Annotated in this window: 16 protein-coding genes; 12 read left to right on the top strand and 4 right to left on the bottom strand. The window is 72.2% G+C overall.

Annotation, left to right across the window (positions count from 1 at the left end; translation table 11 throughout):
* Positions 1 to 26 precede the first annotated feature (26 nt).
* The 3 genes from ACFT9I_RS32130 (at position 27) to ACFT9I_RS32120 (ending at position 4,527) form a co-directional block, all read left to right on the top strand.
* Entirely contained in the window at positions 27 to 1,229 is a 1,203-nt protein-coding gene (locus ACFT9I_RS32130; RefSeq protein WP_382570092.1) for a methyltransferase, read from the top strand.
* Between the two features lie 164 nt (positions 1,230 to 1,393).
* Positions 1,394 to 3,322, top strand: a complete 1,929-nt coding sequence (locus ACFT9I_RS32125; protein ID WP_382570107.1) for an NAD-binding protein — start codon at positions 1,394 to 1,396, stop codon at positions 3,320 to 3,322.
* A 164-nt stretch (positions 3,323 to 3,486) separates the two neighbouring features.
* Entirely contained in the window at positions 3,487 to 4,527 is a 1,041-nt protein-coding gene (locus ACFT9I_RS32120) for a phosphatidylinositol-specific phospholipase C domain-containing protein (RefSeq protein ID WP_382570091.1), read from the top strand.
* A gap of 79 nt (positions 4,528 to 4,606) precedes the next feature.
* On the opposite strand, the gene ACFT9I_RS32115 is transcribed toward ACFT9I_RS32120, so the two are convergent.
* Entirely contained in the window at positions 4,607 to 5,542 is a 936-nt protein-coding gene (locus ACFT9I_RS32115; RefSeq protein WP_382570089.1) for an SDR family NAD(P)-dependent oxidoreductase, read from the bottom strand.
* Between the two features lie 155 nt (positions 5,543 to 5,697).
* Between ACFT9I_RS32115 and ACFT9I_RS32110 the strand changes: the two genes are divergently transcribed.
* Positions 5,698 to 6,900 carry a sensor histidine kinase gene (locus tag ACFT9I_RS32110; protein ID WP_382570088.1) on the top strand — a complete coding sequence of 401 codons (1,203 nt, stop codon included), beginning with the start codon at positions 5,698 to 5,700 and terminating at the stop codon, positions 6,898 to 6,900.
* On the top strand, positions 6,897 to 7,565 hold the full coding sequence (locus tag ACFT9I_RS32105; protein ID WP_382570087.1) for a response regulator: 669 nt from the start codon (positions 6,897 to 6,899) through the stop codon (positions 7,563 to 7,565). The genes ACFT9I_RS32110 and ACFT9I_RS32105 overlap by 4 nt, the downstream gene beginning before the upstream one ends.
* 452 nt (positions 7,566 to 8,017) lie before the next feature.
* Here ACFT9I_RS32105 and ACFT9I_RS32100 read toward each other — a convergent pair whose 3' ends face one another.
* A complete protein-coding gene (locus ACFT9I_RS32100) occupies positions 8,018 to 9,547 on the bottom strand; it encodes an ATP-dependent DNA ligase (protein WP_382570085.1) in 1,530 nt (509 codons plus the stop codon).
* Positions 9,548 to 9,688: 141 nt separating this feature from the next.
* Between ACFT9I_RS32100 and ACFT9I_RS32095 the strand changes: the two genes are divergently transcribed.
* The 5 genes from ACFT9I_RS32095 (at position 9,689) to ACFT9I_RS32075 (ending at position 17,569) form a co-directional block, all read left to right on the top strand.
* Positions 9,689 to 10,651 (top strand): oxygenase MpaB family protein, encoded by a 963-nt coding sequence (locus ACFT9I_RS32095; protein WP_382570083.1) that lies wholly within the window; start codon positions 9,689 to 9,691, stop codon positions 10,649 to 10,651.
* Positions 10,633 to 12,939: a tetratricopeptide repeat protein gene (locus ACFT9I_RS32090; protein WP_382570081.1), complete on the top strand. Its 2,307-nt coding sequence runs from the start codon at positions 10,633 to 10,635 to the stop codon at positions 12,937 to 12,939. Before ACFT9I_RS32095 ends, ACFT9I_RS32090 begins: the two co-directional genes overlap by 19 nt.
* Positions 12,940 to 13,447: 508 nt before the next feature.
* Positions 13,448 to 14,389 (top strand): TauD/TfdA dioxygenase family protein, encoded by a 942-nt coding sequence (locus ACFT9I_RS32085; protein WP_382570079.1) that lies wholly within the window; start codon positions 13,448 to 13,450, stop codon positions 14,387 to 14,389.
* A gap of 61 nt (positions 14,390 to 14,450) precedes the next feature.
* The gene (locus ACFT9I_RS32080; protein ID WP_382570077.1) at positions 14,451 to 16,028 is read left to right on the top strand and encodes a phytoene desaturase family protein; all 1,578 of its coding nucleotides are present in this window, start codon (positions 14,451 to 14,453) and stop codon (positions 16,026 to 16,028) included.
* An 86-nt stretch (positions 16,029 to 16,114) separates the two neighbouring features.
* A complete protein-coding gene (locus tag ACFT9I_RS32075; RefSeq protein ID WP_382570075.1) occupies positions 16,115 to 17,569 on the top strand; it encodes an MFS transporter in 1,455 nt (484 codons plus the stop codon).
* Positions 17,570 to 17,579: 10 nt separating this feature from the next.
* On the opposite strand, the gene ACFT9I_RS32070 is transcribed toward ACFT9I_RS32075, so the two are convergent.
* Both ACFT9I_RS32070 and ACFT9I_RS32065 read right to left on the bottom strand, forming a co-directional pair.
* Entirely contained in the window at positions 17,580 to 18,281 is a 702-nt protein-coding gene (locus ACFT9I_RS32070) for a DUF6882 domain-containing protein (RefSeq protein ID WP_382570073.1), read from the bottom strand.
* Between the two features lie 48 nt (positions 18,282 to 18,329).
* Complete coding sequence (locus ACFT9I_RS32065; protein ID WP_382570072.1) at positions 18,330 to 20,180, bottom strand: serine hydrolase; 1,851 nt, start codon at positions 20,178 to 20,180, stop codon at positions 18,330 to 18,332.
* Positions 20,181 to 20,313: 133 nt separating this feature from the next.
* Here ACFT9I_RS32065 and ACFT9I_RS32060 point away from each other — a divergent pair, with 133 nt between their 5' ends.
* Both ACFT9I_RS32060 and ACFT9I_RS32055 read left to right on the top strand, forming a co-directional pair.
* Positions 20,314 to 21,420, top strand: coding sequence for a calcium:proton antiporter (locus ACFT9I_RS32060; RefSeq protein ID WP_382570070.1), 1,107 nt, complete (start codon positions 20,314 to 20,316; stop codon positions 21,418 to 21,420).
* Between the two features lie 362 nt (positions 21,421 to 21,782).
* Complete coding sequence (locus ACFT9I_RS32055; protein WP_382570068.1) at positions 21,783 to 24,023, top strand: MMPL family transporter; 2,241 nt, start codon at positions 21,783 to 21,785, stop codon at positions 24,021 to 24,023.
* Positions 24,024 to 24,151 lie beyond the last annotated feature (128 nt).

The following is a 24,151-nucleotide window of genomic DNA, read 5'->3' as shown; positions in this document are numbered from 1 at the left end:
GTTCGCTCGGTTAGCCTGAGTGGACGATGAACCGTTTGACGACGCCCTGGGGCGATCTCGACCTTGCCCGCTTTCCCGAGCAGCCCCGTGACACGCTCCGGGCCTGGGACGCGGCCGACGAGTATCTGCTGCGGCATCTCGCCGAGGCCGAGGCGGAGGCCGGAACCTCCGGCGGCGCCGGGAGCGGCGTCGATCTGTCCGGCAGCGTGGTGGTCGTCGGCGACCGGTGGGGCGCGCTCGCCACCGCGCTCGCCCCGCACCGCCCTGTACAGATCACCGACTCGTACCTCACGCAGCGGGCGACCCGCGCCAATCTGCTGCGCAACGGCGTCGACACCGACGCCGTACGGCTCCTCTCGGTACGGGACACCCCGCCCGAGCGGATCGACGTCCTGCTGATCCGGGTGCCCAAGAGTCTGTCCCTGCTGGAGGACCAGCTGCACCGGCTGGCGCCCGCCGTCCATCCGGGGACCGTCGTCGTCGGCACCGGCAAGGTCACCGAGATCCACACCTCCACACTGAAACTCTTCGAGCAGATCCTCGGCCCCACCCGGACGTCGCTCGCCGTGAAGAAGGCACGTCTGATCTTCTGCGCGCCCTTCGCCGACCGCGCCCGCGCCGGTGACCGCGCCCGCGCGGCGGCGGGCCCCTGGCCGATCTCATACACCGTCCCCGAGGGCGCCGGCACCGCCTCCGGCCTGACCGTGACCAACCACGCCGGCATCTTCTGCGCCGAACGCCTCGACATCGGTACGAGGTTCTTCCTGCGCAATCTGCCCGAGCGCCGTGGCCGGGAGCACGTCGTCGACCTCGGCTGCGGGAACGGCGTTGTCGGCACCGCCGTCGCCGTGGCCAATCCGGAAGCCCGGCTGACCTTCATCGACGAGTCCTTCTCGGCCGTGGCGTCCGCCGAGGCGACCTACGCCAAGAACGTCGACACGGACAGTCCGGTGGAGTTCGTCGTCGGCGACGGCATGGCCACCGTGGCGGCCGGGTCGGCCGATCTCGTACTCAACAATCCGCCGTTCCACAGCCATCAGGCGACGACCGACGCGACGGCCTTCCGGATGTTCACCGGGTCACGCGAGGCGCTGCGCCCCGGCGGCGAGCTGTGGGTCGTCGGCAACAGGCATCTCGGCTACCACACCAAGCTGCGGCGGCTGTTCGGCAACTGCGACGTCATGGCGAGCGATCCGAAGTTCGTCGTCCTGCGGGCCGTCCGGCGCTGAGCGGAGCCAGTCGGTACGGCCGTGCGGCGGGGCCCCGGACGGCCGCCCGAGGGCGCTGACCGGCCGGAACTTGCCTTTTCTGACGTTCCGTTGGGCACACTGGGCACGTGACGTCACTGCCGCAACTTCCGTCCCAGGTACAACACGGCTCGCAACCCGGCCACATGATCGTGTGTGGCGACGACGCGCTCGGCCACCGGCTGGCCGGTGAGCTGCGTGAGGTCTACGGGGAACAGGTCACCCTCGTCGTCCCGCCCGTGCGCGCGGAACGCAGGGACCCCGCGCCGCTCACCGGCCGTGGCAGGGCGTCCGCCCTCATCGGCCGGATGTCGGCGGTCATGGCCCGGACGTACGGCCCCGCCACCGGCGGCCCCGAGAGCCGGCCCGGTGACCTCGCGCTTCCGCAGCTCATCGAGACGCCGGAACTCGACACGGAGGTCCTGGTGGAGGCGGGAGTGGCCGAGGCGGCGGCGCTCGCGCTCGTCCACGACGACGACGAGGTCAACATCAGGACAGCTCTCGCCGCGCGGCGCCTCAACCCCCAACTGCGCCTCGTCATCCGGCTCTACAACCGCAAACTCGGCCAGCATCTCGAAGACCTGCTCGACCAGGCGGCGGCCGTCGCCGTCCCCGGCCTGGACGTCGCCGCGCTCGACGCGTCCACCACCGTGCTCTCGGACGCCGACACCGCCGCACCCGCGCTGGCGGCCACCGCCGTCGCGGGTACCAGCAAGATCGTCCGTGCCGACGGGCTGATGCTGCGGGCCGTGGAGCGCAACCCGCCGGGCCCCGGCGAGGTCGCCGACCCCGGTCTGTGCACGCTCGCCCTGCTGTCGTCGACGACCAACGACCCCGCCGGCGCGGAGGGTTCGGACAGCAGCGGCCACGACGGCCCCCGGCTGCTGCCCGACGACGCCAGCACGGCGGCGGCCACCGGCCGGGGCACCGTGGTCCTGGAGGCCGTCTCCCACGAGGGGGAGCCGCTGTCACGCCGCCGGACGGCGGGGCGCGGGGCGCCGCTCGGTTCGCTCTTCTCCCGGCGGCTGCGCTGGTCGTTCGCCGGGATCGCCGTCGCCGTACTGGCCCTGGCCGTCGCCTCCGCGATCACCACCGACGACCACCCGCTGCACGCGACGTACATCGTCCTGCTCGACCTCTTCGCCATCGGCGACCCCGCCACCGGTGCGGATCTGGACCGCCAGATCATCCAACTCCTGTCCGGAGTGGCCGGGTTGTTGCTGCTGCCGGTGCTGCTCGCCGCCGTACTCGAAGGGCTCGGTACGTTCCGCAACGCGTCGGCCCTGCGCAGACCGCCCCGTGGACTGTCCGGTCACATCGTGCTGCTCGGCCTCGGCAAGATCGGGAGCAGGGTGCTGGTACGGCTGCGTGAACTCGACATACCCGTCGTGTGCGTGGAGGAGGACCCCGAGGCGCGCGGTATCGCCCTCGCACGGAGCCTGCGCGTGCCGACGGTGGTCGGCGACGTGACGCAGGAGGGCGTCCTGGAGGCGGCCAAGGTGCACCGGGCACACGCCCTTCTCGCGCTCACCAGCGTCGATGTCACCAACCTCGAAGCGGCCCTGTACGCGCGGTCCGTCAAGCCGGACCTGCGGGTCGCCCTGCGGCTGTACGACGACGAGTTCGCCACCGCCGTCTACCGGACGCTGCGCGCGGCCCACCCCCGGGCGCTCACCCGCAGCCGCAGCGTCTCCACGCTCGCCGCGCCGGCCTTCGCCATCGCCATGATGGGGCGTCAGATCCTTGGCGCGATCCCGGTCGAGCGCAAGGTGCTGCTGGTCGCCGCGATCGACGTGGCCGGACATCCGAGACTCGAAGGGCGCACCGTCGCCGAGGTGTTCAGACCGGGCGCCTGGCGGATCATCGCGCTGGACACGGCCGCGCCGGGGGACCGGCTGCCGGATCTCGCCGACACCCGCCGCGACCACGACGAGGACCGGACCGCCGGCCTGGTCTGGGACCTGCACCCCGGCTATGTGCTGCGCGCCCAGGACCGCGTCGTGCTGGCCGCGACCCGGCGGGGCCTGGCCGAACTGATGGGCCGTCAGTCGGCGCCGCCCCGGCCCGCGTCGTAGGGGCGGGCGCCGCGCATATCGGCCACCCGGTGCGTCTGTTCTCGCCGTACTGCGAACAGTGCCGGTCCGCGTAAGCCTCTGTCCTCCCGTACGTCACTCAACTGGCCTACCGTTCCTGACACTTCACTCGTATGACGGGAAGGCCGGGAACAATGGGAAGACTCATGCGTACGACAGTGGCCGCGAGCGCGGCCGGGGCGCTGGCGCTGGTGGGCGTGTTGAGCCAGGCGAGCACCGCCGTCGCCGACGAACAGCTGCCGTACTCCTCTTCCACCGGGGTCGGGGTCCACAACGCGTACGAGAAGACGACCTTCCCGTACTTCGCCGACGCGCTGGACTCCGGTGCCGGGATGCTCGAACTCGACGTGTGGACCAATGTGTTCGGCGCGTCGTGGCGGGTCTCGCACAGCAACCCGCTCGGCAGCAACAGCAACTGCGTGAACGCCGCCAACGCCGGTGAACTGCGCACCAAGGCGCGCGACCAGGGGCTGCCCGGCTGCCTCAAGGACATGAAGGCCTGGCACGACGCCAACCCGGGCCACCGGCCCATCCTCGTCAAGGTCGAGCTCAAGGACGGCTTCCAGGGCAACGGCGGACGCGGCCCCGCGCAACTCGACGCGCTCCTCGGCTCCACGCTCGGCGACGCCCTCTACCGGCCCGCCGACCTCGTGGGCGGCAGCGCGAACCTCGACAGCGCCGTCCAGGAACGCGGCTGGCCGGCGCGCTCCGCGCTCGCGGGCAAGTTCATCTTCGAGCTGATCCCCGGCACCGTCGAGCAGCAGAACCCCCTCGACACCCTGTGGACCGACCGCGAGTACGCCATCCACCTCCGCGACCTGGCCGCCGCCGGCCGGCTCCGCGAGGCGGCGGCCTTCCCCGCCGTACTCGGCGCCACCGCTCCCGACCCGCGCACCCGGTACGCGGACGCCTCGCTGCGGCCGTGGTTCGTCGTCTTCGACGGCTCCGCGTCCACGTACGCCGCCGAGGGCTTCGACGCCGCCTGGTACGACCAGCGGCACTACCTGGTCGTCATGACGGACGCGCACGCGGTGGCGCCCGCCATCGACGCCACGAGCCCGACGGAGACGCAGGCGCGCGACCGCGTCACGCTGCTGGCGGGGCGGCACGCGAGCATCGTGTCGTCGGACTGGCACACCCTGCCGTCCGTGCTCTCCACGGTCGTGGAACGCGGCGCCGGTCAGTAGACGGTGCCCGGGTTGCGCGGCCCCCCGTGCCGCGCAACCCGCCCCCGCTCCCCGCCCGGCCCCCCCGCCGCCCCCGGGGTCAGATTCCCGCGAGCTGACCCCCGTCGACCAGGACCACCGAGCCCGTCTGGAAGGCGAAGTCCGGGGAGGCCAGGCCCAGTGCGGCGCTCGCCATCTCCTCCGGTGTCGCCATGCGCTTCAGCGCGTCGATCCCCTGCCTGCCGAACTCGGCCTTCGTCGCCACCCATTCCTCGTCCGTCAGCCCGTCGGGACGGTGGACGTCCAGCATCGGGGTGTCGGTCATTCCGGGGGCCAGCGCCACGACACGGATCCCGTGCGTGCCGTTCTCGATGGCCGACGCCTGGACGAGACCCGTCACACCGCCCTTGCTCGACGTGTAACTGCCCAGCCCGGAACGGGTCATGAACTGGTTGGACGAACCGGTCACGATGATGACGCCGCCGCCACGCGCCCGCATATGAGGGATCTGGTACTTCAACGCCAGGAACACACCACGTGTGTTGGTGAGCGCGACGTCGTCGAAGTCCTCGACCGTCACCTCGTGCAGATCGGTGAACGGCTTCTGGATCCCCGCGTTGTTGAGGGCGATGTCCAGGCCGTCGTACCGGTCCACCACCCGGTCCACGAAGGACTTCACCTCGGCGGGGCGACGCACATCGGCCCTGATGAACGTCGCCTCACCGCCCGCCGACCGGATCCTGCGCTCGACCTCCTTACCGAGGCGCTCCCGGCGACCGCAGAAACCGACCTTGGCCCCCTCGGCGGCGAACGCGACGGCCGCGGCCCGGCCGATGCCCGACGTGGCGCCGGTGACGAGGACGGTCCTGCCCGCGTACCGGCCGCCACCGCCACCGTCCTTGCCCGGTCGGGCGGTCGCGGCCCCCGCGGCGCTCACCCCCGGTGCTCCGAACGCCAGTCCCGCCCCCGCGGTCGCCGCCGCGCCACCCAGCACGGTGCGCCGGCTCAGCGGCCCGGGTCCTGTTCTGCCGTTCACGGCAGTCCTCCTCTGTAGGTGTGCGTGTTCGTGCTCGTCCCCTGCCGCCGTCGACTGTTCGGCATTCCGGCACCCCTCACATCCGCCGTAAGACGGCCCGGCGGCACCGACTTTCGTCGAATGTGAGGGGCGGATCCGCTCCCTACGATGGGCGGATGACGACAACGGACGCCCGCCCGCGCGATCGTGTGACGACGCTGCTGCACTGCCGGCTGTTGCGGGCCGCGGCGTTCGCGTTCGTGTCGTACAAGGCGGTGCACGACGGCCTGACGGCCGACGCGGGACTCGTCGACGGCGCGGCGGCGAGCGCGCTGGTCGCCGCCGGGCTGTGCGCCGCGCTGCCGCTGTGCCGACGGCTGCCGGTCCCCGTCGCGGGACTGGCCCTGGCCGGGTTCCTGCTGGAGAGCCAGATCTGGCCCGTACTGATCGCGCTGTACTGCGTGACGGTGCGGCGCCCCGCGCCGGTCGCGATCGGGCTCACCGCACTGGCGTTCGTGCCCGCCGCGTACGAGCCTTTCCGCGAGCTGGTGAACATGCCCCAGGTCAGCTATCTGCCGTGCGCGGTCGTGACGGTCCCGCTGGCCTTCGGCCTCGCGGCGCGCAGCCACCGGCGGCTCGCCCGGTCGCTGGCCCGCCAGCTCGACCACCTGGAGGCCGCGAACCGGCTGCGCGACGAGCGCGTACGGCTCGCCGAACGCGCCCGGATCGCACGCGAGATGCACGACGTGCTCGCCCACCGGCTGAGCCTGCTCGTGCTGCACACCGGTGTGCTCCAGCGGCGCGGCGCGGAGGTGCCCGAGGCGGTACGGGAACGGCTCGGCCTGCTCCGCGACACCAGCGCCCACGCCCTGGACGACCTGCGGGACCTGCTGGGCGCGCTGCGCGACCACGAGGGCCCCGCGCCGCTCGGCCCGACCGTGGACGACCTGCCGTCGCTGATCGCCGAGTCGGAGGCGGCGGGCACGCGAGTGCGGGGAGGGGTGGACGAGGCCGGAGAACTCGCGGCGCTGCCCGCCGCCGTACGGCTGGCGGTGCACCGCATCGTCCAGGAGGCCCTGACCAACGCCCGTAAGCACGCCCCCGGCGAACCGGTGGACCTCGCGGTGACGGTGCGGCGATCACGTTCCCGGGTGGAGATCCGGGCCGCCAACGGCTGCCCGCCGCGCCTCACTTCGCCGGGCGCCCCACGCGGTTACGGCCTGGTGGGCGTCGGCGAACGGGTGGCGGCGCTGCACGGCGAACTGACCACCGGCCGCACCGACGACGACCGCTTCGTCCTCCGGGCCGAACTGCCCATTCCGCCGCATCCTTCTACGGAGAGTGTGCGGGAGGCCGTCGGGGCGGCGGGGGTCCGGTGAGCGGCGTACGCGGGCAGCGGCCGATCACGGTACTCGTCGTGGACGACGACCCGTTCGTCCGGGCGGGCCTCGTCGACCTGGTCGCCACGGACGACGGCCTGGAACTGGTCGGCGAGGCGGGCGACGGGCGCGCGGCCGTGGAGCTGGCGACCCGCCTCCGTACGGACGTCGCGCTGGTCGACATCCGGATGCCGGTGATGGACGGCATCGCCGCGACGAGCGCGCTGCGGGCGCTGCCTCGGCCACCGGCCGTGGCCGTGCTCACCACCTTCGACCTGGACGAGTACGTCTACGGCGCACTGGAGGCGGGCGCGGCGGGATTCCTCCTGAAGGACACCGCGCCGGACGAGATCCTGCGCGCCGTGCGGATCGTGGCCGAGGGCGGCGCGATGCTCTCCCCGACGGTCACCCGCACGGTCATCAGCCGTTTCCACCGCCCGGACGCGACGCGCACCCGGGCCGCGAGGGCGGCGGCGGTACGGCTCACGCCGAGGGAGCGGCAGGTCCTCACGGCGCTCGCCGACGGCATGACCAACGCGGACATCGGCGACCTGCTCCAGCTGCGCGAATCGACGGTGAAGGCGCATGTGAGCCGGATCCTCACGGAGTTGGGCGTCTCGAACCGCGTACAGGCGGCGATGGTGGCGAGGGATCTCGCGTCGTGACGCGGGGCGCGGGCGGCGGCCCGGGCGGCCGGGCCATGCCACCGGACGCGCCGATGTCGCGTGACATCGCGTCGTGTGACGCGGCGCGTGGGTCGCGCCGGTTGGGACGTCCGGCCGTCGGCCGCGCCATGCGTGAGACACGCCGATACCGCGTGATGTCGGCGGCTCGGGACCTCGCGTCGCGTCACCCGTTGCGTGGGCTGCGGCCCGGTCGGGGACGCGCCGGCTGCGTGGGTGGCGTCGTTGAGGCGTTCGGTCGGGCCATGCCATCAGCCGCGCCGACGCCGTGCGACGTCCAAGGCGCGGGACCGGCGGGAGTTCGCGACCCGGACCGCCAGTCCGGGGACGACAGGCGACCGCGATCGAGCGGGCCGTACTGACTGGCGGGGGAGGGGCCGGCGGCACGCCCGCCACCACCGCCGTCGCGTCGAGGCGCGGACCCGGCCGGCCCCCTACGTACCGAGCACCGTCTCCAGCGTGTCCGCCTCCGACGCCGGTTTGTCCTCGCGGTGGCGCAGCACCCGCGCGAATCGCAGCGTCACCCCCGCCGGGTAGCGGGACGAGCGCTGGAGGCCGTCGTACGCGATCTCCACCACCAGCTCCGGGCGCACCCGCACGGTGAACCCGTCGTCGTCCAGGGCCAGTTCCCGCAGCCGTGTCGTCTGCCACTCCAGCATCGCGTCCGTCAGGCCCTTGAACGTCTTGCCCAGCATCACGAACGAGCCGTCCGGCTGCCGGGCGCCCAGATGCAGGTTCGACAGGCGGCCCGTGCGCCTGCCGTGGCCCCACTCGGCGGCCAGCACCACGAGATCCAGGGTGTGGACCGGTTTGACCTTCACCCAGCCGGCCCCGCGCCGGCCCGCGCTGTACGGGGTGTCGAGCGCCTTGATCACGACGCCCTCGTGGCCCCGGTCCAGCGTGGCCCGCCAGAACTCCTCCGCGTCGGCGGTGGTGAGCCGGGAGTCCCGCGCGGACACCACCACCCGCCGCACCCGCATCGGCTCCGGGACCAGCCGGTCCAGTGTCGTACGGCGCTCGGCGTACGACAGGTCCAGCAGGTCGTCGCCGTCGGCGGCGAGCACGTCGAAGAAGACCGGCGACAGTGGTACGGAGGCTGCCGCCGCCCGTACGTCGGTGCGGGAGCCGACCCGGCCCGCGACCTCCTGGAACGGCCGGGGCCTGCCGTCCGCATCCAGGGCGATGACCTCCCCGTCCAGAATGAAACGGTCACCGTCCAGCGCCAGCGCGGCGGCCGTCACCTCGGGCAGCCGGCCGGTGATGTCGTCCAGGGTGCGGGTGTAGACCCGTACCGCGTCACCCTCCCGGTGGACCTGTACGCGGATCCCGTCCAGCTTCTCCTCCACGGCGCACGGCGCGAGCTTCTCCAACGCCTCGGCCAGACTGCCCGCCGACTGCGCGAGCATCGGGAGTACGGGGCGCCCCACGGTCAGCCGGAACTCTCCCAGCGCCTCGGGGCCGTCCGCCAGCAACCGTTCGGCGACGCTCTGCAGCGACCCCGCCAGCATCACCGCCCGGCGAACGGCGGCGGGCGGCGCCTCCGTCGCCCGGGCGAGCGCCTCCCCGGCGACGGCGTCCAGCGCGCCCTGGCGTACCTCACCGGAGAGCAGCGCGATCAGGAACCGCTGCTCCTCCTCCGTCGCCGCGCCCAGCAGGGCCTGGACCAGCCGTCTGCGTTCGGTCTGCGACCCGGGACCGGCGACGGCGGCGAGCGCGGTGACCGCGTCGTCCGCCTCGCGGATCGTCAGCGTCGCCGTGTCCGCCGCCGGTACGGGGTCCTTCAGCGAGTGCCGGCCGACACCGATCCGCCCCTGGGGCAGCCGGCCCGCCAGCCACGGGATGACGACCGGCACGTCGGCGGGCCCGGCCGCGCGGAACAGCTCGGCCAGCAGGGCGATCTTCCGGGACCGCGCCGACGTCGCGGCGACCTCCCCTGAGACATGAGCGAGCGTGGCCAGCAGCATGCGCCCATCCTGCAACGCCCCGCGCCCGCGCGCCCCTCCACGGCCCGCCCTGCCCCGCCCCGCCCCCTGCCGTACGGCGGACCGCACGCGGCTAACCTGGCAGTCCGGCCGACAGCGGAGAGGTGAGCCACGGTGCGAGACGTGGACAGGGACAGGAGCGGGAACGGCGACCCCGGCCTCTTCGGCCCCGACTCGGTCACCTGGCAGCTGCACGGCGACCCGATGATGTGGATCGCCGGCGTCCGCGCGCTCTACCTCCAGGCCCTGCACCCCCGCGCCGTACGCGGCGTCATACAGAACAGCGACTTCAGACAGGACGCCTGGGGACGGCTGCGGCGTACCGCCAACTTCGTCGGCACCATCAGCTACGGCACCACCGAGGCCGCCGAGAAGGCCGGCGCCCGCGTCCGCCGCGTCCACACCCACATCAAGGTCACCGACCCGGCGACGGGCGAGCGTTACGGCGTCGACGAACCGGACCTGCTGCTCTGGGTGCACTGCGCCGAGGTCGACTCCTACCTGCACGTCCTGCGCCGCTCCGGACTGCCCATCAGTGACGCCCAGGCCGACCTCTACATCGACGAACACCGCGAAGGCGCCCGTCTCGTGGGCCTCGACCCCGCGCAGGTGCCCGCCGACCGGGCCGAACTCGCCGCGTACTTCGATCGGGTACGACCCGAGCTGGCCGGCGGCCCCGAGTCACGGGAGGTGGACGACTTCCTGCGCCGTCCCCCCGTACATCCGCTGCTCGTCCCCGCCCGCGCGGTGCTGTGGCGCCGTGTCTCCGCCCTCGCGTACGACTCACTGCCGGGCTACGCCCACGAGTTGTACGGCAGGGACGCCCCCGCCCCACCGCGTGTCACCCGTCGACTCGTCGTCACCGGGCGAGTCCTGCGCGCCGTCCCCGGGTGGCTGCGCCGCCGCATCCCACCGGGCCACATCAGAGGCGCGATGGCCAGACTCGGGCGTGAGACCCGACCCCGTCCACGCGAACTCAGGAGACAGGCTGCCAAACTCCGCAGACAGGCGGCCATACTGGACGGGCCGGGGAGGGCGCAGCGAGGCGACGGGGGCGACAGCGGGCAATGGCGGAAACGAGTCTGATCCAGGGCCGGTACCGGCTGCTCGATCTGATCGGGCGCGGCGGCATGGGCGAGGTGTGGCGGGCCCAGGACGAATCGCTCGGCCGGCACGTCGCCGTGAAGTGCCTCAAGCCGCTCGGCCCGCAGCAGGATCACTCGTTCACCCGGGTGCTGCGTGAGCGGTTCCGCCGCGAGGCGCGGGTCGCCGCCGGCCTTCAGCACCGGGGCGTCACCGTCGTCCACGACTTCGGCGAGCACGACGGTGTGCTGTATCTGGTGATGGAGCTGCTGGAAGGCCGTAACCTCAGTCAGCTCCTGGAGGACAGCAGACAGGGCCCGCTCCCGGTGCCGGACATCGTCGACATCGCCGAGCAGGTCGCGGACGCGCTCGCGTACACGCACGAACAGGGCATCGTGCACCGGGACTTGAAGCCCGCGAACATCATGCGCCTGACCGACGGCGCGGTGAAGATCTGCGACTTCGGCATCGCGAGGCTCGGCCACGACATCGGGTTCACCTCCAAACTCACCGGCACGGGCATCGCGATGGGCACCCCGCACTACATGTCGCCCGAGCAGATCGGCGGCGGTCACATAGACCATCGCAGCGATCTGTACTCGCTGGGCTGTGTCCTGTACGAGATCGCCACCGGCGTCCCGCCCTTCGACCTGGACGACGCGTGGGCCGTCCTCGTCGGGCACCGGGACACCGTGCCGCAGCCGCTGCGGAGCCACCGGTCCGAACTGCCCGAGTTCCTGGACCGGATCGTCCTCGACCTGCTGGCCAAGACGCCCGACGAGCGTCCGGCGGACGCGACCGCGCTGCGGCACCGGATCATCGCGGCCCGTTCCATGTCCGGCCGGGAGGGGCGGGAGGGCCGGGGGAGCCATCCCGCGACCCTGCCGCCGATGTTCGCGCACCCGCCGTCCACCGCCGGCTCCACGTCCCACGGGCATGTCGCCGGTGGCCCGGACGCACAGGGCTCCCGGCTGCCCTCCTGGACGTACGGCATGACCATCGGGCACAAGGCGACCGGCTCCGCCGGACTGCGGACCACGCCGCCCGACCACACGGCGGGACTCACCGGCGAATGGACCACGCCGTCCGGACCGACGGGCGCCATGACCGGGGGGTACGCGCGCCCCGAGCGCCCGACGCCCTCGCCCGAACAGATCGCCGTGCTCAACAGCAGACACAGCGCGGGCCTCAGCCTGGGCAGGCTCGGCCGCTGGGACGAGGCGGGCGAGGTGCACCGCTCGGTCGCGGCCGAGCGGGAACACGCGCTCGGGCCCGACCACCCCGACACGCTCGGCAGCCGCTACGAGGTCGGCTTCACGCTCAGCAGGACCGGCCGCACGGCCGACGCGCTGCGGGAGTTCGTCCGCGTCACGGAAGGCCGCGAACGGGCGCTGGGCCCCGACCACCCGGAGACCCTGGCCGCGCGCCAGGAGACCGCGTACGTTCTCGGGCAGCTCGGCCGGCACTTCGAGGCGCACGAGGTGTACGCGGCGGTGCTCGCCTCCCGTGAACGCACCATGGGCGCCGACCATCCCGACACGCTGCGCTGCCGCCACAACCTCGCCTTCAACCTCAGCAGGCTCGGCCGGATCGAGGACTCGTACCGGATGGCCCTGGAGGTGGCGACGGCGCGCACCAGGGTGCTGGGCGCCGCCCACCCCGACACGCTGGTCACGCGGTACGAGGTCGCCTACGCGCTCGGCATGCTCGGCCGCTGGACGGAGGCGCTCCAGACGTACCGCGAGGTCGCCGTCGGCCGCGCCCACGCGCTCGGCGGCGACCACCCCGACAGCCTCGCGGCGCGCTACGAGGTCGGCATAAGCCTCGGCCGGCTCGGCCGCAGCGCCGAGGCCCTGGAGCTGTACCGCGGCCTCGTCGAGGACCGCACCCGCGTGCACGGCCCCACCGACCCCGAGACGCTGCGCGCCCGGCACGGGCTGGGCGTGAACCTCGGCCGGCTCGCCCGCTGGGAGGAAGCCCTCGTGGAGTCACGCGACGTGTGCGCGATCCGCGAACGCGTCCTGGGCCCCGACCACCCGGACACCCTCGTCAGCCGCCGCGAGGTCGCCGTCGGCCTGGGCTGGCTGGGCCGCTGGCCCGACGCCCTGGCGGTCTACCGCAGGGTGGCGGAGTCCCGCGAACGGGTCCTGGGCCCCGACCACCCCGACGCACTCGCCAGCCGCAACGACGAGGCGCACTGCCTCGAACAACTCGGCCGGGGCGGCGAGGCGGTGGAGCTCTACCGCCGGGTGGCGGCGCTGCGCCAGCAGCGGGAGGCGGGGCGGTACTAGTGGGTGTCCTGCCGAACAGGGCCGCCCGGGGCAGGCTTCGCACGACTGCCATACGCGTGTAACCCCAGGCCGTTGACCCCTCACCCCCCGCTTGCGACGATCGCGTGCATGGCCGAACGTGTCCGGCCGCCCCTGCTCGTCGCTCCGAGTGAGCCAACCGGCCCTCTCGTGGCAACGGGCGTCGGCGGCCCCGGTGGTGTGCTCCCCGGATCCGTGTTGCGTGACGGGTCCGTGACTCGTGACGCACAGGACATCGCCGGCCCGACCCGGCGGGCACGGACTCGGCGCATGGACATGACGGTGACGGTGAGGGCAGCGGCGCGTGACGCCGCCGGGCGGGAGCGCGTCAACGCTTTCCGTGCCCACCACTTCACCGCTCTCGGCTGTCGGCCGGCCGACAGCGGGCGCTGAACGTCCGCGTCTCGCGCGTCTTCAGTCTCTTCACGTCTCTTCACGTCTTCTCACCGTCCGCACCGACATCCGGCTCGTCCGGACAAGGAGTCCTGCCATGACCGCACCCGCCTCCGTCATCTCCGTACAGAGGATCGGCGGCCACATCGGCGCCCGCATCGAGGGCGTCGACCTCGCCGCCGATCTCGACGACGCCGTGATCGCCGAGATCCGCGCCGCCCTCCTCGCCCACAAGGTCGTCTTCTTCCGCGACCAGCGGCTCGACGCCGCCTCCCAGGAGGCCTTCGCGCGCCGCTTCGGCACGCCGACGACGGCCCACCCGACCATCCCGTCCCTGGAGGACACCCCCGCGGTCCTCGACCTCGACTACAGCCGCACGGCGGGCCGCGCCAACCACTGGCACACGGACGTGACCTTCGTCCAGCACCCGCCGCTCGGCTCCGTCCTGCGCGCCGTGACCATCCCTCCTTACGGAGGGGACACCGTCTGGGCCAACACCGTTCACGCGTACGAGACCCTGCCCGACGAACTGCGCCTGCTGGCCGATCAGTTGTGGGCCGTGCACTCCAACGCGTACGACTACGCCACCTACCGGCCGGGCGACGACTCCGACGCCGCACGCGCGCAGCGCGAGGTCTTCACCTCCACCGAGTACGTCACCGAGCACCCGGTCGTCCGCGTCCACCCGGAGACGGGTGAGCGCTCGCTGACCCTCGGCGGCTTCGTACGCCGCTTCGTCGGCTGGAACGCCGAGGACTCCCGCGATCTGCTCGGCATCCTCCAGCGCCATGTCACCCGCCTGGAGAACTCGGTCCGCTGGAACTGGCGGGACGGCGACGTGGTGTTCTGGGACAACCGCGCCACGCAGCACTACGCGGTCGCCGACTACGGCGACCTGCCGCGCCGCGTGCAGCGGATCACCCTCGTGGGCGACGCCCCGACGTCCGTGTCGGGCGAGACCAGCCGCGCGGTCACCGGTGACGACACGGAGTACAACACGGTGCTCGCGCGCACCGGTGACGGACCGTCGGCGCCCTGACCAGCCGGGCGCCCTCGCGGGGCGGGGTCCCGTACCGGCGGCAAACGTGTTACCAAGAGCCATGCCCGCACTCTCCTCTCCCGCCCACGCCTCCTACGACGCCGTGATCGTCGGCGGCGGCCACAACGGACTGGTCGCCGCCGCCTATCTCGCCAGGGCCGGACGCACCGTCCTCGTCCTGGAACGCCTCGGACACACCGGCGGAGCCGCCGTCTCCACCCGCCCCTTCGCCGGTGTCGACGCGCGGCTCTCGCGCTACTCGTACCTGGTGTCGCTGCTGCCGCGGAAGATCGTGGACGAGCTGGGGCTGCGGTTCGCCGTACGGAAGCGGACCGTCTCCTCGTACACACCGGCCGAGCGCGGCGGCAGGGCGACCGGACTGCTCGTGGGCGGCGGCGCCGACCGTACGAGGGAGTCGTTCACCGCCCTGACCGGAGGCGACGCCGAGTACGCGGCCTGGCAGTCGTTCTACGCCTCGACCCTCAGGGTCGCCGAGCGTGTCTTCCCGACCCTCACCGAACCGCTGCCCGGGCGCGCCGAGTTGCGCGCCCGGATCGACGACGAGGCCGCCTGGCGCATGCTCTTCGAGGAACCGATCGGTGTCGCGATCGAGGAGCGGTTCGCCGACGACCTCGTACGCGGCGTGGTTCTCACCGACGCGCTGATCGGCACCTTCGCCGACGCCCACGACCCCTCCCTCCTGCAGAACCGCTGCTTCCTCTACCACGTGGTGGGCGGCGGCTCCGGCGACTGGGACGTGCCGGTCGGCGGCATGGGCGCGCTCACCGACGCCCTCGCCGACGCGGCACGCGCGGCGGGCGCGGAGATCGTCACCGGCCACGAGGCCACCCGCGTCGAGACGGACGGCAGCCGCGCCGAAGTCGCCTTCCGTACGGAGGCGGGCGACACCGGCAGCGTCGCCGCGCGCCACGTCCTCGTCAACGCCTCCCCGCAGGCGCTCGCCGCCCTGCTCGGCGACGCGGCGCCCGACCCCGCCGCCGAGGGCGCCCAGCTGAAGGTCAACATGCTGCTGCGCCGGCTGCCCCGGCTGCGCGACCGGAGCGTCGACCCGCGCGACGCGTTCGCCGGAACGTTCCACATCGCGGAGGGTTACGGGCAGTTGGCGACGGCGTACGAGGAGGCGGCCGGCGGCCGGCTGCCGTCGGCGCCGCCCTCCGAGATCTACTGCCACTCACTGACCGACCCGTCGATCCTGGCCCCGGAGCTGGCCGCGCGTGGCTACCAGACCCTCACCCTCTTCGGACTGCACACGCCCGCACGGCTGTTCGCCGAGGACAACGACGCCGTACGCGACGAACTGCTCAAGGCGACCCTGGACCAGCTCGACACGCACCTGGCCGAGCCGATCGCCGACTGTCTGGCCGTGGACGGCGAGGGTCGGCCGTGCATCGAGGCGAAGACGCCCCTCGACCTCGAACGCGAACTGCGGCTGCCCGGCGGCCACATCTTCCATCGCGATCTCGCCTTCCCGTACGCCACGGCCGACACGGGCCGGTGGGGCGTGGAGACGGCGCACGCGAACGTACTGCTGTGCGGCGCGGGCGCCGTGCGCGGCGGCGGAGTCAGCGGCGTACCCGGCCACAACGCGGCGATGGCGGTGCTTGAGCCGTCCGGCTGATGTCCTGTATGTCTTCTTTGGGCTCCGGGTGTACGGAGTCGGCGTCAGCGGCGCCGAGGGCGCCGCCGCCAGCGAGGAGGCAGAGCATGAGTCCGAGCGGAGCCCCGGTCATCGGGACCGTCACCACGAAAGTCCCCGCGAGACTCGACCGGCTGCCGTGGTCACGGTGGCACTGGATGATCGTGATCGGCCTGGGCACCGTATGGATCCTCGACGGGCTCGAAGTCACCGTCGTCGGCAACATCGCGAGCCGGCTCTCCGAGGACGGCAGCGGCCTGGCGATCACCGACGCGCAGGTCACCGGCCTGGCCGCGGCCCTCTATGTCGCGGGCGCCTGCTCGGGAGCGCTCTTCTTCGGCTGGCTCACCGACCGGTTCGGCCGTAAGAAACTCTTCCTCATCACCCTCGCCGTCTATCTGATCGCGACCGCGCTGACCGCCCTCTCCTACACCGCGTGGTGGTTCTTCATCTTCCGCTTCCTCACCGGATTCGGCATCGGCGGCGAGTACGCGGCGATCAACTCCGCCATCGACGAACTGATCCCCAGCAAGTACCGGGGCCGCGTCGACCTCATCATCAACGGCAGCTTCTGGCTCGGCGCCATGGCCGGCGCCCTGCTCTCCGTCCTCGCGCTCAACACGAGCATCTTCCCCAAGGACGTCGGCTGGCGGCTTACCTTCGCGCTGGGCGTCGTCCTCGGGCTCATCATCCTGGTGGTCCGCCGGCACGTCCCCGAGAGCCCCCGATGGATGTTCATCCACGGACACGACGCCGGCGCGGAGAAGATCGTCGCCGGGGCGGAGCGCGAGATCGAGCGGGAGACCGGGAAGAAACTGCCGGAACCCGGCGAGTCCATCACCATCGAGCAGCGCAGGAGCATCGGATTCGTCGAGATCGCGAAGACGCTCTTCCGCGTCTACCCCAAGCGCTCGGTGCTCGGCTTCTCCCTCTTCATCGGGCAGGCGTTCCTCTACAACGCCATCACCTTCGGCTTCGGCACCATCCTGGTGAAGTTCTTCGACGTGTCGAGCGGTTCGACCGGTTACTACTTCGCCGCCATCGCTTTCGGCAACTTCCTCGGACCACTCCTGCTGGGCCGGCTGTTCGACACGGTCGGCCGCAGACCGATGATCGCGGGGACGTACATCCTGTCGGGGCTGCTGCTCTACGTCACCGCCTGGTTCTTCAGCGAGGGCTGGCTCAACGCGACGACCATGACCCTGTGCTGGGCCGTGGTGCTCTTCTTCGCGTCCGCCGGGGCCAGCTCCGCCTATCTGACCGTCAGCGAGATCTTCCCCATGGAGACACGCGCCCTGGCGATCGCGTTCTTCTACGCCATGGGGACGGCGGCGGGCGGCATCTCCGGACCGCTGCTGTTCGCGAGCCTCACCGACAGCGGGGTCGTCGGCGACGCCGTCATCGCGTTCTGCGTCGGCGCGTCACTGATGGTCGCGGCGGGTGTGGTGGCCGTGTTCTTCGCCGTCGCCGCCGAGGGCAGGTCGCTGGAGGACATCGCCACCCCGCTGTCGGTACGCAAGTGAGCGACGGGACCTAACGCGAGACGTTCCTCATCTCGACGGAGGCGATCCGGCCCGCTCCGTCGAACAGGACGTCGACCGCGGAGCCGCCCGGCAGGTCGGCGCTGATCCGGTCGGCCTCCTGGCGCTGCGTCAGCCCGTGGTGGCCGAAGTACCCGGTCACCACGGCGCGGGCCGAACTCCCCGCGAGTAGCCCCGCACCCGTCAGCAGCACACGCGGCAAGGTGATCTCGTCCGGCACGGCACGCGGCACCTGCGGGTCGTCCGGCACCATGTACAGCCGGCCCTCGGCGGACGCCTGGACACCGATGTAGCCGGTGGCGCCGAGCGCGCCCATCGCCCCGAACGCGAGCGTCTCCACCGCGAACCGGGGGTCGTCGAACGCCGACAGGTCGACAAGGTCGTCCCTGAACTCGGGGATGCCGTGCGCCTCACCCAGCCGCCGTATCTCGTCCGCCGCGCCGACGACGGGCGTGCCGCCGAAACCGGGGTTTGCCCAACCCCACAGCCACGAGCCCTCGGTCGTGTCGAAACTCCCCAGCACCGAGATCCGCAGATCCCGGTCCGCCTGGCGGTAGAGGTGCTGGTCGAGGTTGGCCGTCCACGGTCCGGTCGGCATGAACTCGTTGAAGGCTTCGAGCTGTTGGGCGCCCCAGGCGGCGTGCCGCTCGGTCATCCGGAGGAACGGGTCGCTGAAGGTGGTGGTCACGGTCATCCGAAGACCCTAGTGGGTGTCTTGCCGATCTTGCCGGGCCCCCGCGGCTCAGTCCGCCGACACGCTCCAGCCGTCCAACTCGACCCGGGCCGCGTCCCCCTGCAGCGAGTCGTCGAACACCGTACGGCCGCCGTCCTCGACCCGCAACGCGTCCACATAGGCGCCACGGCCGACGTACGGGGCGCCCGTCACGTACCGCCAGCGCAGCCGCACCTGTCGCCCGCGCCGGTCGGCGAGGTCGGCCTCCAGCCGGTGCCAGACGCGCCCCGACCAGCCCGAGACCGAGCCCGTCGGACGCGGTGTGCCCGCGTCGTGGCCGGAGGGCGTCGTCGTGAACGGCACCGGCAGCCAGTCGGCGTCGACCTCGTCGGACGCCTCCAGGACCAGGACCCCGGTCGCGGGCTCCGTGTCCCACCACAGTGAGCACCGCAGCCGCCCCTCCCCGGTGGCCAGGCGCAGCGCGGGCAGCGTGAGCGTCGCCGTGGCGCCGGTGGCCATGCCCGAGAACCACGCGGTCCGGCCTCGCTCGGGTGCGACGGGCACGGCGCGCGCCAGGTTGTCGGCGGCGGCGACCCGTGGAGCGCTGCCCGACCGCCAACTACGCACGGGATGAACGGAGTTGCCGAGTACGACGAGGAACGAGTCGGTCGTCGGATCGAGGACGAGACTGGTCCCGGTGAAGCCGGTGTGCCCAGCCGTACGCGGCGTGGCCATGGCCCCCATGTACCAGTGCTGGTTCAGCTCGAAGCCCAGACCGTGCTCGTCACCGGGGAAGTCCGTGTTGAAGTCGGTGAACATCAGCTCCACCGACGCCGGGCGCAGGATCCTCGCCCGGCCGTACGCCCCGCCGTTGAGGAGCGTACGGCCCAGGACCGCCAGGTCCCACGCGCACGAGAAGACCCCGGCGTGACCGGCGACGCCGTCGAAGCCGTACGCGTTCTCGTCGTGCACCTCGCCCCATACGAGACCTCGGTCGAGCCCCGACCACGGCTGCCGCGAATCCTCCGTGGCCGCGATCTTCGGCCGCCAGGACGCGGGCGGGTTGAAGCGGGTGCGGTGCATGCCCAGGGGAGCGGTGATCTCCTCGCGCAGCAGTACGTCCAGCGGGCGCCCGGTGATCTTCTCCAGGACGAGCTGAAGGGAGATCAGATTGAGGTCCGAGTACCGGTAGACGCTGCCCGGCGGGCTCGTGGGCGCCTCGGCCATGAGCATCCGGAGCTTCCCCTCCCGCGTCGGCTCCCGGTAGAGCGGGATCCAGGCGGCGAAGCCCGAGGTGTGTGTGAGCAGCTGGCGGACCGTGACGTCCTGCTTGCCCGCGCCGCCGAAGTCGGGGAGGTACGAGGCGACGCGCTCCGCCAGGACCAGCGCCCCGCGCTCGATCTGCTGTACGGCGAGGACGGATGTGAAGAGTTTGGAGACGGACGCCAGGTCGAAGACGGTGTCCTCGGCCATCGCGATCTGCCGGTCGGCCGGGAACTCGACGCCGGTGTCGGTCGCCTCGTCGTACGCCGAGTAGCGCACGGCCTTGCCGATGGCGCGGTGGAGCGCGACCGTGTCACCGCGCCCGGCGAGCAGGACGGCGCCCGCGTACCAGGGGTGCGTCGGTGACGGCGCCAGGAACCGCTCGGCGTCGGTGACCAGCCGCTCCAGCGGGCCCGGCAGCAGCCCGGCGCGCGCGGGGGAGCCGCGCCGCAGCGTCGGCGAACGCCGTCCGGAACCTGAGCCGGAGGCGCCGGACGAACCCGAGCCCGCTGGGCCGGACGACCCCGCACCCGCCCCTATGGCGGTGGCCGCGTCGGCGAACGGGACCGGCGCCAGCGCGAGCGCGCCGCCCAGCGCCAGTACGCCCCCGCCCAGCCTCCGCCGGCTGATCCCGCCGCCCGCCGCGTCCCCGCTCATCCGGCACACCCCTCTGACGCTCCGTCCGAAACCGCCCGCCGCCCGAGGTTACTGGCACGGGCCCCGCTGCGTACGGCCCACGACGGTGCGGCTCACCGCGCGGGCACCGGGCACCTCTGGCAGCGTGAGGCGTATGACGACGCGTACCGGGATCCGTTCGCTGTGGTCCCGCTGGACCGTGGTCGTACCGCTGCTCGCCCTGGTGGCGCTCGTGCTCAGCTGGGGCCGCGACCTGCCGGGCTACGCGGTCGCCCTGGTGGCCCTGCTCCTCGCGGGCGCCGTACTCGCCGCCGTGCACCACGCCGAGGTCGTCGCGCACCGGGTCGGCGAGCCGTTCGGCTCACTCGTGCTCGCCGTCGCCGTCACCGTCATCGAAGTCGCGCTCATCGTCACCCTGATGGTCGACGGCGGCGCCAAGAGCTCCACCCTCGCCCGGGACACCGTCTTCGCCGCCGTCATGATCACCTGCAACGGCATCATCGGCATCTCCCTGATCGTCGGTGCCCTCCGCAGCCGGGTCACCGTCTTCAACGCCGAGGGCTCCGGCGGCGCGCTGGCCACGGTCGCGACGCTCGCCACCCTCAGCCTGGTCTTTCCGACCTTCACCACGAGCAGACCGGGAGCGGAGTTCTCCACGGATCAGCTCACGTTCGCCGCGATCGCCTCGCTCGGCCTCTACGGCCTGTTCGTCGCCATGCAGACGGTCCGCCACCGCGAATACTTCCTGCCCCTCACCCAGGAGGGTGAGATCAAGGAGGTGGACGAGCACGCACCGCTGCCCACCCGGCGCGCGACGACGCTGAGCGCGGTGATGCTCGTCGTGGCGCTGGTCGCCGTCGTCGGCGACGCGAAGGCGGTCTCGCCCACCATCGAGTCGGGCGTGGAGTCGGCCGGGATGCCGCACGCCGTGGTGGGTGTGATCATCGCCCTGCTCGTGCTGGCGCCCGAGACGCTGGCCGCCGTACGGGCCGCGCGCCGCGAACGGATGCAGACCAGCCTCAACCTCGCGCTCGGCTCGGCCATGGCCAGCATCGGCCTGACGATCCCCGCCATCGCGCTCGCCACCATCTGGCTGGACGGGCCACTCGTCCTCGGCCTGAGCGCCACCCATATGGTGCTCCTCGCGCTCACCGTCGTCGTGGGCGCGCTGACGGTCGTGCCGGGGCGGGCGACCCTGCTCCAGGGCGGCGTCCACATGGCCATCTTCGCGGCGTTCGTGTTCCTCGCCGTCAGCCCGTAGACCGGGCCGCCCGTAGGCCCGTCAGTTCGTGGACCGGACCGACCCGTTCACCGGCGCGCGCTCGTGGTCACCGGCGGACTACCCCACAGGTCAGGACAGTTGCCGGGGCCGCCGGTCGCACACCCCTATCCCACGGCGGCAGTTGGGGCCGAATAGGGGTGTACTCAGCAACACCCCAGACCTGGGTCATACGCCCAGTGTGCTGCCGTCCGACGGTGCGTAACTTCTTAACTCGTGGCACAGAGAGTGTCCGACCGGAAGGCCCGTCCGACTGAGGGCCGATCTCACCCCACGGCACGGCGCGGGAACACGCCGAGCCCGTTCCCCATGTCCTGATCCGCCCCAGACCGGGAGTACTCCTCGTGGCCACGTTTCTTTACAAACTCGGACGGTTGGCGTTCCGGCGCCGGATCTACGTCGTGCTCATGTGGGTGGCGGTGCTGGCCCTCTCCGGCGTCGGCGCCGCGTCCGCGCCCACCGCTGCATCCAGCTTCGCCATCCCGGGGACGGAGGCGCAGAAGGCCTTCGACCTGATCGACGAGCGCTTCCCCGGAAGCAGCGTCGACGGTGCGGTCGCCCGGGTCGTCTTCAAGGCGCCGGACGGCGAGAAGATGACCGCGCCCGAGAACAAGGCAGCGGTCGAGAAGGTCGTCAAGGACCTGCCGGCCGGTTCCGACCAGATCGGGCAGGTCACCGACCCGTACACGGCCAACGCCATCTCCCAGGACGGTTCGACGGCCTACGTCGCGGTCTCGTACAAGGTCACCACTCTGGAGCTGACCGACGACACCCGCACGTCACTCGAGGACATCGGCGCCGACGCGCGGAAGTCCGGCCTGACGGTCGAGATCGGTGGCGACGCGCTCCAGTCCATCCCGGCCGCCGGAGCCACCGAGTCCATCGGCGTCGCCGTGGCGGCGGTCGTGCTCGTCATCACCTTCGGTTCGCTGATCGCGGCGGGACTGCCGCTGATCACCGCCCTCGTGGGTGTCGGTATCAGCGTCTCGGTCATCACCGCGCTGGCCGGCGTGATGGACTTCGACTCCACCACCAGCGTTCTCGCGATGATGATCGGCCTCGCCGTCGGTATCGACTACGCGCTGTTCATCGTCTCCCGCTACCGGGCGGAGCTGGCCGAGGGGCATGAACCCGAGGACGCAGCGGGACGCGCGGCAGGGACCGCCGGATCCGCCGTGTTCTTCGCGGGGCTCACCGTCGTCATCGCCCTGGTCGGACTCGCCGTCGTCAACATCCCGATGCTCACCAAGATGGGCCTCGCGGCGGCCGGTACGGTCGTCATCGCCGTCCTCGTCGCGCTGACCCTCGTCCCGGCCGTGCTGGGATTCGCCGGCAAGCGCGTGCTGGGCAGGAAGGCGCGCAAGCGCCAGGAGCGCGAGCAGGTCGCGTCCACCCACGGCAAGCCCAACATGGGCACCCGCTGGGCCAACTTCGTCCTGCGCCGCCCCGCCGCCGTGGTCCTCGTGGGAGTCGTCGGTCTCGGCGTCGCCGCCGTCCCGGCCGCCTCGCTGGAGATGGGTCTGCCCGACAACGGCTCGCTGGCGACCAGCACCACGCAGCGCAAGGCGTACGACACGCTCTCCGAGGCCTTCGGGCCCGGCTTCAACGGCCCGCTCGTGGTCGTCGTGGACGTCAAGGGCGACGACAACGCCAAGCAGGCCGTCGCCCAGGTCAGCGACGCGGTGAAGAACGTGAAGGGCGTCGTCGCCGTCACCCCCGCCACGTTCAACGAGGCCGGCGACACGGCGATGATCACGGCCGTCCCGAAGGACCGTCCCTCGTCCGTGGAGACGGAGGATCTGGTCCACTCGGTCCGCGACGCGGGCGGTGAGGCCGCCTCGGAGAACGGGGTGAAGGTGCTGGTCACCGGCGCCACCGCGCTGAACACCGACTTCTCCGAGAAGATGAACGACGCGCTGCTGCCCTACCTGGCGGTCGTCGTGGGCCTGGCGTTCCTGCTGCTGATGCTGATCTTCCGGTCGATCCTGGTCCCGCTGAAGGCGGCCCTCGGGTTCCTGCTGTCGGTCCTCGCCGCCCTCGGCGCCGTCGTCGCGGTCTTCCAGTGGGGCTGGCTCGCTGACTTCTTCGGTATCGAGCAGACCGGTCCGGTCATGTCGATGGTGCCGATCTTCATGGTGGGTACGGTCTTCGGTCTCGCCATGGACTACGAGGTCTTCCTGGTCACCCGGATGCGTGAGGCGTACGTCCACGGGGAGCAGCCGAAGCAGGCGATCACGACCGGCTTCCGGCACGGGGCGCGGGTCGTCACCGCCGCCGCGATCATCATGATGGCGGTCTTCGCGGGCTTCGCCGGCTCCGCCGAGTCCATGATCAAGCTGATCGGCTTCTCGCTGGCAGTCGCGGTCTTCTTCGACGCCTTCGTGGTCCGCATGGCCATCGTCCCGGCGGTGCTCGCACTGCTCGGTGACAAGGCCTGGTGGCTGCCGCGCTGGCTGGACCGGCTGCTGCCGAACGTGGATGTCGAGGGCGAGCAGCTGCGGAAGAAGCTGGAGCGGGAGTCGCAGCCCCCCGGGCGGGGGCCGGACTCCGACTCGGACTGGAACAGGGGAATGGCGCGAGTCTGACGTGACGTGACCTCAATCGCCGGACGGGCTTTCACAGCCCGTCCGGCGATTGAGGCGTTGAGGCGTTGAGGACGAGTGCGCGCGGCTCAACAGCCGTGCGGTGCCTTCACGTTCGGGGCCACGGCCCC

The sequence above is a fragment of the Streptomyces sp. NPDC057137 genome, from assembly GCF_042670825.1.
In the GTDB taxonomy this organism is placed as follows: domain Bacteria; phylum Actinomycetota; class Actinomycetes; order Streptomycetales; family Streptomycetaceae; genus Streptomyces.
The sequence above is the reverse complement of the archived record's forward strand: the minus strand, read 5'-3'. Positions and strand labels throughout refer to the sequence as shown.

Coding starts and splice junctions, on each gene's coding strand:
- ACFT9I_RS32090 (WP_382570081.1), top strand. CDS start 10,633: ATGGCGGAAACGAGTCTGATCCAGGGCCGGTACCGGCTGCTCGATCTG.
- ACFT9I_RS32080 (WP_382570077.1), top strand. CDS start 14,451: ATGCCCGCACTCTCCTCTCCCGCCCACGCCTCCTACGACGCCGTGATC.
- ACFT9I_RS32100 (WP_382570085.1), bottom strand. CDS start 9,547: ATGCTGCTGGCCACGCTCGCTCATGTCTCAGGGGAGGTCGCCGCGACG.
- ACFT9I_RS32120 (WP_382570091.1), top strand. CDS start 3,487: ATGCGTACGACAGTGGCCGCGAGCGCGGCCGGGGCGCTGGCGCTGGTG.
- ACFT9I_RS32110 (WP_382570088.1), top strand. CDS start 5,698: ATGACGACAACGGACGCCCGCCCGCGCGATCGTGTGACGACGCTGCTG.
- ACFT9I_RS32075 (WP_382570075.1), top strand. CDS start 16,115: ATGAGTCCGAGCGGAGCCCCGGTCATCGGGACCGTCACCACGAAAGTC.
- ACFT9I_RS32130 (WP_382570092.1), top strand. CDS start 27: ATGAACCGTTTGACGACGCCCTGGGGCGATCTCGACCTTGCCCGCTTT.
- ACFT9I_RS32065 (WP_382570072.1), bottom strand. CDS start 20,180: ATGAGCGGGGACGCGGCGGGCGGCGGGATCAGCCGGCGGAGGCTGGGC.
- ACFT9I_RS32125 (WP_382570107.1), top strand. CDS start 1,394: ATGATCGTGTGTGGCGACGACGCGCTCGGCCACCGGCTGGCCGGTGAG.
- ACFT9I_RS32070 (WP_382570073.1), bottom strand. CDS start 18,281: ATGACCGTGACCACCACCTTCAGCGACCCGTTCCTCCGGATGACCGAG.
- ACFT9I_RS32085 (WP_382570079.1), top strand. CDS start 13,448: ATGACCGCACCCGCCTCCGTCATCTCCGTACAGAGGATCGGCGGCCAC.
- ACFT9I_RS32060 (WP_382570070.1), top strand. CDS start 20,314: ATGACGACGCGTACCGGGATCCGTTCGCTGTGGTCCCGCTGGACCGTG.